The sequence below is a fragment of the Desulfosporosinus sp. BICA1-9 genome, from assembly GCF_000802135.1.
Genome location: NZ_JUEE01000174.1, coordinates 26,999 through 38,839, shown reverse-complemented (window position 1 = coordinate 38,839; position 11,841 = coordinate 26,999). Strand labels below are relative to the sequence as shown.

Here is an 11,841-nt window from a genome sequence, read left to right as displayed (position 1 = left end):
TAAGATTATCCGGTATTAGCCCTCGTTTCCAAGGGTTGTCCCGGCTTTATGGGTAGGTTACCCACGCGTTACTCACCCGTCCGCCACTATCTCGATGTTCGAAATTCGAAGATCGAAGTTCGAAATCGAAACCGTTCGACTTGCATGTGTTAGGCACGCCGCCAGCGTTCGTCCTGAGCCAGGATCAAACTCTCCAAAAAAAGTTATTCAAACTTCTACTATTGAAGAAGATGATTCGCTCATGATTTATTTTGAAACTCTTTCGAGTTTCTCTCATTGGCTGTCCTTGTTGTTTAGTTTTCAAAGACCATTAATTTTCCTTAGCCGTTTGCGGCCGGATTTACATCTTAGCATTTTCAACTCTCGTTGTCAACAACTAATTTTGTTGGCCATTCATTTAACTTTACTAAGCTAGACTCACTTTAGCTCGTTAATTTTGTGGCACTTGGATATATTAACATTTGCCAACTGCCTTGTCAACCGTTTTTTTGTATACTGTATCAAGAAATCGGGAATCCCTACGAAAGTTGTATTTTTTTGATTGCTAGCAACATTAGACAGATACCTGAACGACTATTTACTCGTTGTTTCAGGTACCTGTCTTATTTCTGCCTTGTATAAAAAGGTTCTATTGAACTTTAATCAGATAATAGTTTTTCTTGCCGCGGCGAGTGACAAGGTATTTTCCATCTAAACGTTCCAGTTCGGAAACACTTGTCTCTACATTTGTATGTCGAATATCATTGATATAGATGGCACCGTTCTCTATTGCCTCTCGAGCTTGACGTTTGGAAGATACTGCTCCTACTTGAACTAACATATCAACCAGACTGGTTTGAGGATCTTCGATGGTTGTGGAAGGCACGTCGCTAAAACCTTCTTCCACTTCAGCCGACGTTAGCTTCCCTAAACCTCCACCGAAAAGCGCACTTGAGATTTTTTCAGCTCGCTCAAGCGCTTCTTGCCCGTGAACCAACTTTGTCATATCGATAGCCAAAGCTCGTTGTGCGCTCCGCTTTTCGGGTTCTTTTTCTACGGCTTGTGCTAGTTCCTCAATTTCAGTCACTGTTAGGAAGGTAAAGTATTTCAAGAACTTAACAACGTCTTGGTCATCTGTGTTAAGCCAAAATTGATAGAACTTATAGGGAGACATCTTTTCGGGATCCAGCCAAACTGCTCCTGACTCCGTCTTGCCAAATTTAGTTCCATCACTTTTCGTGACGAGTGGTAAAGTTAGCCCGTAAGTTTCTTTTTCTTGATTGATTGCAGTCCGTCTAATTAGATCGATTCCAGCGGTGATATTACCCCATTGGTCACTTCCACCAATCTGCATCTCACAACCGTACATTTCGTTCAGTTTTAGGTAATCGTAGGATTGCAGAATCATATAACTGAACTCTGTGAAGGATATCCCTTTCGTCATGCGCGATTCTACTGCATCCTTGGCCAGCATGGCACCCAAGGGAAAGTTCTTGCCAATATCTCGCAGGAACTCAATGACTTGAAGCGAACCTAACCAATCATAGTTATTTGCAAGGATTGCTGGGTTTTCGTCACCTTCAAAGTCTAAAAAGCGACCTAGTTGATTCTTGATCTTTTGAGCCCACTCTTCCACAATCTCTTTAGGGTTTAAGGTGCGCTCAGCGGCCTTACCACTTGGATCCCCGATTAGACCCGTTCCTCCTCCTACCAAGGCGATTGATTTATGTCCCGCAAGTTGAAACCTTTTTAAGACTAAAATGGGCAGCAAGTGTCCAATATGCAAGCTGTCTGCGGTTGGGTCAAATCCACAATATAATGTCATCGGGCCTGTTGCTAATCTTTTGCGTAAGGCGATTTCATCCGTGTGTTGATAAATCAGCCCCCGATCCTGTAGCTCCTTAAAAATATCCATACAAAATATCCCCCTTTGTTAATCTAAATCCACGTGATCAGTATTTTCAATTCCTCATTATAAGGTTAGAAACAAGGAAAAGTCCCCCAACCCACCCAAGGTTGAGGGACGAAAATACTTCCGCGGTACCACCCACATTGAATCCGTATAAAAACGGATACCAGCTTCACCAGCGATAACGAGCTGATCCGAGAGTTTTTGACTCTAGTCCTGAGGTGTAACTCTTGGTTTCTGGGTCGATTTGCACCTTACACCGACTCTCTACTACCGTAGGCCAAGTTCCTTCTCAATCATTCCATTGTTTTATGCACTTATTTATTTGACTATATTATACAGTTTCTCCTGCAAACCCGCAACTCTCTTATACTTAAAGAGTCTTGATTTAACTCATACTTATTTAGAATTTCCTTGTCGCTGCAAAAGTATGATATAATTTCATGGATTAGACTGTTCCAAGGCCTCATTATTTACTTTAGGAGGTTTCATTATGCCATCGTCTCAAAGACCTAAGGGTTCAAGGCGCCCTAAGCGCTCATCAAGGTTACGGGTTGCTTTCAAGTTATTGACACTTCTTATAGCTCTCTTCACACTTGGCTTAGCAATTTTCGTTGTTATTGCCGTAGCCGGTACGCCGAAATGGGACCCCGCCTTACTAGGTGACAAAAAACAAACATCCTATGTGTATGACAAGGACGGCACCGAATTTGCCCTGTTGCACGGATACGAGAATCGTCAAACTGTTGAGTATTCTGAAATTCCCGATCTTGTTAAGAATACGTTCATTGCGGTGGAGGATAAGCGCTTTAACCAGCACATTGGTGTTGACCCGATTCGGATTATCGGCTCTGCTCTGAATGATATTCGAACCAGAAGCACTCGAGAAGGGGCTAGTACTATTACTATTCAGCTTGCAAGTAACGCCTTTGTCTCAAACCCTAACGAGAAAAAATTCACTCGAAAAATGCAGGTAAAGATTCAAGAAGCAGTCCTTGCCATCCAACTGGAACGCGAATACACCAAAGAAGAAATCCTAACCTTTTATCTCAATAAAATCTTTCTTGGTGAATCATCGTTTGGAATTCAAGCTGCTGCCAAAACTTATTTTGGCGCAGATCTTAAGGATCTAAAGCCAGCTGAAGTCGCTCTTTTGGCCGGGTTACCTCAGGCTCCCAGTCAATACAATCCTTATATTCATCCTGATTCTGCCAAAACTAGGCGTACCATTGTGCTCGGAGTAATGCGGGATGCTGGGATTATCTCCGCTGAAGAGTATAACACGGAGAAAGAGGCTCCCTTCACCTACGTTGAGGAAATGAAGAAAAATCGCGGTGGGGCTCAGAAAACTGCAGTAACCAATGCGAGCTACAAATTCCCTTATTTTGTCGATTATGTTATTGAAGAATTGGAAACCACTTATAGTTTAACTCCTGAACAAATTTTTAGTGGTGGATTACGTATTTATACTACGGTTGATCCAAAAATCCAAGGCGCTGCTGAAGCGGCTTTTGCTAACCCAGCCAATTTCCCCAAAAGCATCGACGATACAAAAGTCGAAGGGTCCATCACAATCATAGAGCCTTCGACAGGTGCCATTCAGGCTATGGTCGGTGGGCGGGACTATACTCCCCGAGGACTGAACAGAGCTTGGCAATCCAAGCGCCAACCCGGATCAACGATCAAACCCTTGGTTGTCTATGGCCCAGCCCTCGAGAAAGGTGGATATTTCCCTGGTACCGTTCTTGACGATATGCCAGTAACCTACGATGGTGGCAATGGCAAGTCTTGGGCACCTACTAACTTTGATACTGAGTCTAAAGGTTGGAAAGGCCTTATCCCCATGCGTTATGCCGTTGAACAATCTGTGAACATCTACGCCGTCAAACTCATGAGCCTTATCGGGGTCGATTACGGTTGGTCGTTTGGTAAAAATAATCTTGGACTCCCGCTTGAACCGGAAGATCGAGTCTTGAGTCTAGCCTTAGGGACTACTCATGTAACCACGCTGGACATGGCAACCGCCTATGGGATTTATGCTAATAACGGAGTTAAGGTGACTGATCACGCAGTCGTAAAAGTCTTGGATGCTAAAGGAAATACTGTGATCACGCCGAAAATTACAAAAAACCGAGTCATGAAGGAAACGACTGCCTATCTTGTCAATAGTATGTTACGAAGTGTAGTGACCAACGGAACAGGCGTCAGCGCTCAAATTGGGAACTGGGCTGTTGCAGGTAAAACTGGCACCACTTCGTTGGATCCTGCTAAATATGGCAATAAATCCGGTAATCCTGACGCCTGGTTTGCTGGATATACTCCGAACTACGCCGGTGTTGTTTGGATGGGCTACGATTCCGACCCTGATGGGCAGCATTATTTGCGCAGTGTCTATGGCGGGAGCTATCCTGCTCAGATCTGGAAGAGCGTTATGTCGGCAGCTCTTAAGGATCTCCCCGTTAAATCAAAGTTTGAACAGCCTTCAGGAATTATGAGTGGCACTTTTGATAAGAAGTCGGGACTCCTTCCCAGCAGTTTGACCCCCTCGGAATTCGTCGCTACGGAAATAGCAGCCCAAGGAGATTTTCCCACGCGAATTAGTGACGTCTGGTTTCAAAAAGATGTCGACGCTGATTTTCCGACTATGTTAGCAACCCCAAGTTCGAAGAATACGTTAACCAAGACATTCTTGAATTTACCCGATCGTGATGCCTCGTGGACATGGCCCTCTAATGAGATCCCCTATAAACCGCCTACAGAGATGGCACCCGAGCCCGTTACCGATTCAATCCTTGATCCTGATCTTGATCCTTTAGCACCTCCCCAAGATACGATACCCCAGGAAACGTTGCTACCCGCACCCGTACTTGGACAAGTAAGTTACGATCCTAAAACCTCAAAGGTGACCATCCCTATCATTAACTGGTCAGGAAATGAGGTATATTCTACAATTGTCTATATTCAACGTCCTGGTCAACCTGTCGGAAGCATTCCAATTAAGATTTCAAAGGGGTCCCTTTCCTTTTCACTCGTGATAAACGATGAAGCTCCTAGTCCAGGTTCTTACTTCTTCCGTGCCGCCTTTAAAAAGTCAAGAGAATCAGAGGCCGGACCGTCTTCGAATAGCGTAAAATTAATACTCACTTAATCTAAGGCCTTAACATGTGGCTATACAAAACAACACTGTATCTCCAAAGGATACAGTGTTGTTTTTATGTTTCATTAAATATTAATTTAGGGTTTATTACTTCAATTCAACAACCGTGACTCCTGAGTCCCCTTCTCCATATTCCCCAATCCTGAAACTGCGAACATGCGGGTGTCCTCTCAAGAAATCCTGAATCCCCGCGCGCATAGCCCCTGTACCCTTGCCATGAATGACGTAAATTAGACCGATACCTCCGAGAACGGCGTCATCAAGATACTTGTCTAAGGCTTCCGTACCCTCCTCAACAAGCATTCCTCTTAGATCAATCTCACTGCGGATGTCCTCCGCCTTTCGAAGTCCAATCCCCATTTCTCTTGAATATTTGGGTGTGGTCTTCTTCTCCTCCTGAGCTAATTTCAATTCTGACAGTGGCACCATTACTTTCATGATCCCCGCTTGAACTAGGACATCGCCATTAGCATTAGGGAGTTTAATAACTTGCCCTTTCTGCCTAAGCTTCGTCAACTGCACGGTCTGCCCAAGCATGATCTGGTCAGCTCTCAATTCGCTTCCTGAGCGTTTCACTGGCCGGCCTTGATCCAGTTTCGCTGAAGCCCGTCGGAATCCTTGACGGGCCTTTTCAATATCCTGCTGCTGTTTAGTCTCTTTTTTTAGAGCCGTTTTTAACTCTTCGATTAAAGCCTCTGCTTCACGTTTCGCCCCCCGAATGATTCCGCTGGCTTCATCCTTAGCCAAGGCTAACAAGAGTTCGTATTCTTCATCTAAACGAATCGTCTTTTCTTCTAAAGCCTTACTTTGGTTCTCGACCGCTTGCCGACCCGTGGCAGCTTTTTGCTTTTCTAACTCAATTTCTCGGTGGGTTTCTCCTAAATTTTCAATGAGATCGGCCACCTGCATTTCCCGCTCCGTCACAAACGTATTCGCTTTTTCGAGGACTTGCTCGCTCAAACCCAGCCTTCCAGCAATCGTAAACGCATTACTTTTACCGGGTATCCCGATTAATAGCTTATATGTGGGACGTAAAGTCTCCGTATCAAACTCCACTGAAGCATTCTTAACTCGCGGGGTTTCGTAAGCAAACGTCTTTAATGCCCCATAGTGAGTCGTGGATACCGTTCGGCAACCTCGTTCATGCAATTCCGCTAAAATCCCCATTGCCAAGGCTGCCCCTTCTGTTGGGTCGGTCCCAGCCCCCACCTCATCGAGCAAGACCAAGGAACATCCGTCTGAGCAGTTAATGATTTCGACGATATTTTTCATGTGCCCTGAGAAGGTACTTAAGGATTGCTCGACACTTTGTTCATCCCCAATGTCTGCAAAGATCTGGGTAAATACTCCCATGCGAGAGTCACTTTCCGCGGGAATGTGGAGACCAGACTGATTCATGGCCGCCATAAGGCCGACTACCTTTAGGGCCACCGTTTTTCCCCCAGTGTTTGGCCCGGTAATCACTAACGTATCGAAATCAAGCCCCAATTCCAAAGAAAGCGGAACAACTTTTCCACCGATTAACGGATGTCTTGCCTGAACTAATTTCATTTGTTGCCCTGAGAGCAATTCTGGTGCACCTGCGTTCATCGCCACACTTAAATGCGCTTTGGCAACCACTAAATCTAATTGAGACAAAACTTCGTGAATATCCGCAACGGCATCCGCTCGTACCTCAATTTGAGCAGAAAGCATTTGCAGAATTCGCTGGACTTCCCGTTGTTCTTTTAAAATAACTTCACGAAGCTCATTACCCAACTGAACGACAGGCATAGGTTCGATAAACAAGGTTGCTCCGCTCGCCGATTGATCGTGGACAATACCGGGAAACGCGGTGCGGTATTCCTGCTTGACCGGTACAACGTAACGATCGGAACGTTGCGTAATAATAGGGTCTTGGAGCATCTTCTGATAGCTTGAGTTGCGCAAAGTCCCTTCCAAACTTTCTCGAATGCGGTGCTGCAGGCGGTTTACCGCTCGCCTAAAGTCCGCTAGTTCTGAGGAAGCATTATCAGCAACCTTGCCATCTTCCGAGATGCAGCTGGAGATCTCATCCTCAAGATCCTTTTGTGGTTCAATGGGTAACGCAATATCCCACAATCTAGAAAATTGTTCTCTGGATTCCATAAGGAGTTGTTTTATTTTCCGTCCTACTCCTAATGTATCGCGAATCTCAAGTAGTTCTTCTCCATGTATTACTCCACCGCGTAGACAGCGCTCGATATAGGGACGGATTTCTTTAGCCCCTCGAACTGAAAAAAGAGGATTTCCACGTAAGAGATCCTTTCCCTCGTCCGTTTCTTGTAACCCCAAGCGAACCAATTCCAAATCAACAAAGGGTTTTAAACCAATAGCCAGTTCCTTGGCCCTTGGTAAGATACAATAATCCGCCAAACGTGACAATACTTTTGGAAAATCCAGTTTACTTAGAACTTTATCTTCGATTCCCATAGTTCCTCCTCTATTCATTCAAACCCATAATAAATATATAAAACTCGTATTAATCAATTATTCAGGTCAGACGGTCCAACGAATGCTCAAGCCATCGTTAGCGCTATGAACCTATAACACTCCCCTGAAGAAATGCCCTTTTGTGAAACCTTCTGGGAAAAGAGCCGCTAACTCATTCATCCCTTCATCTGACGTCACTGCGCCCCTCTTGCCTCCCTGTAAGGTATCCCACGCCTCACTAAATAGACGCACAATCTGTCGAACTTGGCTGGGAGATTGCCGAGTCAATTGAAGACGAACGGTCGAAACCCCCATACGCCGAATCTGAGCAAGTTCTTCATAAAGATTAAGAATCTTAACATTGAAAAGATGCATCCGACACTCCTGGTCTGTCTCCACGGGAAAATCATAACGCATGCGATCACGGAGGTAATGCGGTTCTTTCACGCAGGTTCCGGCACAGTGTTCTCCATTTTTTCCGCCCAGCGTTGCCCCTACCGGACAATATTCGCTCACCATCATTTCCAGATCTCCGAAGGAGATCACTTCCACCCCTGGCCATTTAGCTAAAGGAGCAAGTTGTTCGTGGTGCAGTTCTGGGGAAAGTGTCACCTTTTTGGCACCCAGACGCAAAAAATGAGCTAAGCTGGCTTCGTTAAACACATTTAAAGAGTAATCTACTTCAAATTCCCAATCCGGATCTATCCCCTTCAGGATCTCCAGTTCTCCGAGGTTGGCAACCATCACTTTCGGTTTTTCCACCCATTCCTTCGCTTTTCTTAGTGCTGCTAAAAGCTGTTTACTCTGATCCTGATTTAAGATACGGGGTAACCGCCATACACAATCAATTCCCTGCTTACGGCACCTCTCAAAACTATTTCGAATTTCTTCCAGCGTAAACCCTCGCCGAGAACGCCAATGCTCTCCACCAATGAGAACTCGTTTAGCTCCTGCTTGAATGGCCGCTTGCAGTGTTTCCGGATCGCTCACAGCCACCGAAACCTGGGGAATGACACTCTCGTTAGTCTGTAAGCCTGCCCTTTCCTCTGCTTGACGATGTTTCCAGCGTTCTACCCTTTGACGATAGGTTTGTCGGTCAAGCATTTGCCTAGGGCTGTCCTGAAGTAATTCTTCAACCACTAAGCGACGCATTTCATTCAAGTCACTGACTGGAAGCATGATGCCCTCATCGATTTCTAACTCCAACTTATCGAGCCAAAAGGGAGTCGTCCCTAATCGCCCTAACTGTTGGAAAGCGTAGTCCCACGTCAGTGGTCTTTTCAAGGCTTTTTGAGCAGGGTTCGTCGAATAAACGGTAGCGCTACGATCGCTGTCTATAACCTCTAGACGCAATTTTTCTCCAAGCTGCCCCGACAGACGCAGGTTCAACGGGTTTTTGCGTTGCTCTCGCCCCTCTTGAAAGCTTAAGCGAGCCTTTTCCATGAGTAAGGCGTCATTAGTCTTAAAAACACGGTCTCCCGGCTGTGCAATTCCCGAAAATTCTATCTGGACAGTTTCCCCCGGTAATCCTTCAATGACCTCTGTTTGATCCTTCCAGATCAGGCCAACGGTTACCCCTTCTCGCCCACGCCCTGTCCAGAATTCGATTCCATCCCCAGGGTGCAAAGCAGCCTCTAGTTTGAGCGATAATCGCCCAGCATCTAAGCGTGCCACTCGACCGAGACGTGTCCCCCGATTGTTCGGACGGCTATAACTCATAAGTTCTGCGCCGAGGTTTTGCCTTAAATACCCGCTTGTAAACTCTCGATTAAACACCTGCAATAATTCCTGATGCTCACCAGTGGTTAACAAGGGAGTAACTGCACTACCTTCTCGCCGGTCTCCGAGCCGATCTATAGCTTGCCGGTAAAGACGAATGACAGTCGCTACATACTCTGGTCGTTTCATTCTACCCTCAACTTTAAGAGAATGAACCCCAACTTGCTTTAATTCTGCCAATTCCTCAGCTAAATTCAAATCCCGAGGGCTTAATAAGTGTTCCCCAGTGTTTTTCTGGACTAAAAGGTTCTCTTTACCTTCATTAACGAGCTGATACGTCATCCGGCAGGGTTGAGCGCAAGTACCGCGATTTCCGCTCCGCCCTCCAATAAAGCTCGACATTAGGCATTGTCCGGAATAACCGATACAAAGTGCGCCATGCACAAACACTTCAAGATCTAGTGGCGTCTTTTCAGCAATCTCCTGCATTTCAGTCGCCGAGGTCTCCCTTGCCAAGACTACACGGCTAAAGCCAAGGGACTCGAGATGTTGAACTCCCCAGCTTGTATTCACGGTCATTTGTGTGCTCGCATGGGTTTCCATTTCCGGAAGAATCGTATGAATTAATTCCGCGACCCCAACATCTTGCAAGATCACGGCATCGACACCTATTTCATGTAAGGCGTAAAGATAGTTCATCAATTCCTGAAACTCCTGGTCTGCAATAAGGATATTGACTGTCACATACACCTTAACCTGCCGTTCATGAGCATAACGAACGGCCTTTTGCAGCTCTTCTATCTCAAAATTTGCAGCACTTGCCCTAGCACTAAAGCTTTTCCCTCCGAGGTAAACCGCATCTGCGCCGTTTTCTACCGCCGCCTTAAAGGCTTCGTAACTACCTGCCGGAGCCAAAAGCTCTAGCGGTCGGGATTGTTCTTTTATTATTTCATCCATGTCATTTACTTCCTCTGTTTCTACAATGTGAACATATTTAAATATCCATCTCTGCTAAGGCTGGACAATAACTTTATTATAATTGTTTAATTTTGATTTGTACAATTAGTACTCTTTAAAACCAAATACAGCAGAAACCCTCTTTCAACAAGGCTTTTGTATTTTTTCAAAACTCTAGAAGCACGGTATAACCTAGACCTTTTATTCTACACAAAGGTAGTGGCAATTCATGAATTGCCACTACTGTTTTTGATCTCGATAAACCCTATTAAAATATCAACTACTTCTTCTAGGATGTCTCTTGGTGCTTTTTCCTGAAAGGATACATTTCTAGCTTGTATATCTAAAGCTTTTACCTGTTCGCACATTATAAATCCTGTTGTTTTGGTTCTTTCATCTAATTCTACGTGCAGGGGAAATTCTCTATTCGTGTTAGTAATCGGGCATACCATGGCAATATTAGTAAATTGATTATAGGTGTTATTACTAACAACCAATGCAGGCCTTTTCCCCCTTTGTTCATGCCCTGCTTGAGGGTCAAATTCTAAAAATACAATGTCCCCATGCTCTGGTATATATCCCATTAGAATACCTCTTCAGCTACTGTCTTCCCGGTATCCCATTCACTACACCTATAATCACCACCACTATATTCAGCGATTCTTTCTTCTAAAGTTCTGTGTTTTTTTACGGGAACAATAACTAGGTTGCCATCTTGTACTTTTATTTCTACTTTATCATTTTCATGGAGTTCAGCCATTTCGAGAATAGCCTTAGGAAGTCTTATAGCCTGGCTATTTCCCCACTTTTGGATTGTAGTATACATTTGCATCACCTCTTATTAATAAGTATATACATAGTATATACTATCGTCAATTGTAATTATCACTATTCATCATACTCTAATTGCGAGAACCTGATGATATACTATAAATACAATCCCGAACTATTAACATATGCCCAATTTAAAACAGCTTCCAAACGTGTGCTTACCCCAAATTTAAGTAGAATATTATTAACGTGAAATTCTACAGTTCGTACATTAATGCCTAAAGCTGAAGCAATTTCTTTGTTATGCAAGCCTTTTGATACTAATTCTATTACTTCTATTTCCCTTTTAGTGAGTAGATTACGTAGCGTTTCTACAGGCTGCACCGGGAAATGCAAGTTATTATTCTTATTTACAGGTTGAAGGAAGGCCTCTAATCCTTGGGAAAAATAGACTCCATCTTGATAAACCCTTAATATTCCCTGAATCATTTCCTTTACAGAACAGTCTTTAAGTAAAAAACCATTGGCACCCTTACTAATTGACTTAGTAACGTATCCTTGTGGTTTCTGTCCCGTCAGCATAAGAATCTTTACTCTGTTATTAACCTTTTTTATCTTATCTATTAAATCAGTACCCCAGGTATCTGGGAGATTGATATCTAACAATACGACGTCCGGTTTAGTTCCACTCATTAATTTCATACATTCTATTCCGTTCTTGGCAATTCCAACTACCAAAATACGGGGTTCAAACGATAACAAGGAGACAGTTCCTTCTGCAAAAAGCGTATGATCATCGACTATCACTACTTTTACTTTTTGTAATTCATCAGAATTAATGGACATCTCTATCCCCTCCTCTATCCAAAAATTCTTTAATTTTCTTTTTGGGCTCTTC

Annotated in this window: 7 protein-coding genes and 1 rRNA gene; 1 reads left to right on the top strand and 7 read right to left on the bottom strand. The window is 44.2% G+C overall.

All coding sequences use genetic code 11. The features are described 5' to 3' along the window. A 16S ribosomal RNA gene (locus JL57_RS22165) occupies positions 1-200 on the bottom strand; the annotation flags it as partial. 428 nt (positions 201-628) lie between these two features. Beyond that, positions 629-1,894: a tyrosine--tRNA ligase gene (gene tyrS, locus JL57_RS22160; protein WP_034144104.1), complete on the bottom strand. Its 1,266-nt coding sequence runs from the start codon at positions 1,892-1,894 to the stop codon at positions 629-631. A 487-nt stretch (positions 1,895-2,381) separates the two neighbouring features. Here tyrS and JL57_RS22155 point away from each other — a divergent pair, with 487 nt between their 5' ends. Continuing rightward, positions 2,382-5,036, top strand: a complete 2,655-nt coding sequence (locus JL57_RS22155) for a transglycosylase domain-containing protein (RefSeq protein ID WP_034144103.1) — start codon at positions 2,382-2,384, stop codon at positions 5,034-5,036. 96 nt (positions 5,037-5,132) lie between these two features. Here the strand turns inward: JL57_RS22155 and JL57_RS22150 are convergent, their stop codons facing one another. The 5 genes from JL57_RS22150 to JL57_RS22130 form a co-directional block, all read right to left on the bottom strand. Next, the gene (locus JL57_RS22150) at positions 5,133-7,496 is read right to left on the bottom strand and encodes an endonuclease MutS2 (RefSeq protein WP_034144102.1); all 2,364 of its coding nucleotides are present in this window, start codon (positions 7,494-7,496) and stop codon (positions 5,133-5,135) included. A gap of 111 nt (positions 7,497-7,607) precedes the next feature. Beyond that, positions 7,608-10,172 (bottom strand): DUF3656 domain-containing protein, encoded by a 2,565-nt coding sequence (locus JL57_RS22145; protein WP_034144101.1) that lies wholly within the window; start codon positions 10,170-10,172, stop codon positions 7,608-7,610. A gap of 227 nt (positions 10,173-10,399) precedes the next feature. Then, positions 10,400-10,756 carry a type II toxin-antitoxin system PemK/MazF family toxin gene (locus JL57_RS22140; protein WP_034144100.1) on the bottom strand — a complete coding sequence of 119 codons (357 nt, stop codon included), beginning with the start codon at positions 10,754-10,756 and terminating at the stop codon, positions 10,400-10,402. Beyond that, the gene (locus JL57_RS22135) at positions 10,756-10,998 is read right to left on the bottom strand and encodes an AbrB/MazE/SpoVT family DNA-binding domain-containing protein (protein WP_034144099.1); all 243 of its coding nucleotides are present in this window, start codon (positions 10,996-10,998) and stop codon (positions 10,756-10,758) included. Before JL57_RS22135 ends, JL57_RS22140 begins: the two co-directional genes overlap by 1 nt. Positions 10,999-11,099: 101 nt before the next feature. Continuing rightward, positions 11,100-11,789 carry a response regulator transcription factor gene (locus JL57_RS22130; protein ID WP_034144098.1) on the bottom strand — a complete coding sequence of 230 codons (690 nt, stop codon included), beginning with the start codon at positions 11,787-11,789 and terminating at the stop codon, positions 11,100-11,102. Positions 11,790-11,841: the final 52 nt, after the last annotated feature.

What these genes read in the sequence shown, in the direction of transcription:
- tyrS (WP_034144104.1), bottom strand. Translation starts at nt 1,894, where the DNA reads ATGGATATTTTTAAGGAGCTACAGGATCGGGGGCTGATTTATCAACAC.
- JL57_RS22155 (WP_034144103.1), top strand. Translation starts at nt 2,382, where the DNA reads ATGCCATCGTCTCAAAGACCTAAGGGTTCAAGGCGCCCTAAGCGCTCA.
- JL57_RS22150 (WP_034144102.1), bottom strand. Translation starts at nt 7,496, where the DNA reads ATGGGAATCGAAGATAAAGTTCTAAGTAAACTGGATTTTCCAAAAGTA.
- JL57_RS22145 (WP_034144101.1), bottom strand. Translation starts at nt 10,172, where the DNA reads ATGGATGAAATAATAAAAGAACAATCCCGACCGCTAGAGCTTTTGGCT.
- JL57_RS22140 (WP_034144100.1), bottom strand. Translation starts at nt 10,756, where the DNA reads ATGGGATATATACCAGAGCATGGGGACATTGTATTTTTAGAATTTGAC.
- JL57_RS22135 (WP_034144099.1), bottom strand. Translation starts at nt 10,998, where the DNA reads ATGTATACTACAATCCAAAAGTGGGGAAATAGCCAGGCTATAAGACTT.
- JL57_RS22130 (WP_034144098.1), bottom strand. Translation starts at nt 11,789, where the DNA reads ATGTCCATTAATTCTGATGAATTACAAAAAGTAAAAGTAGTGATAGTC.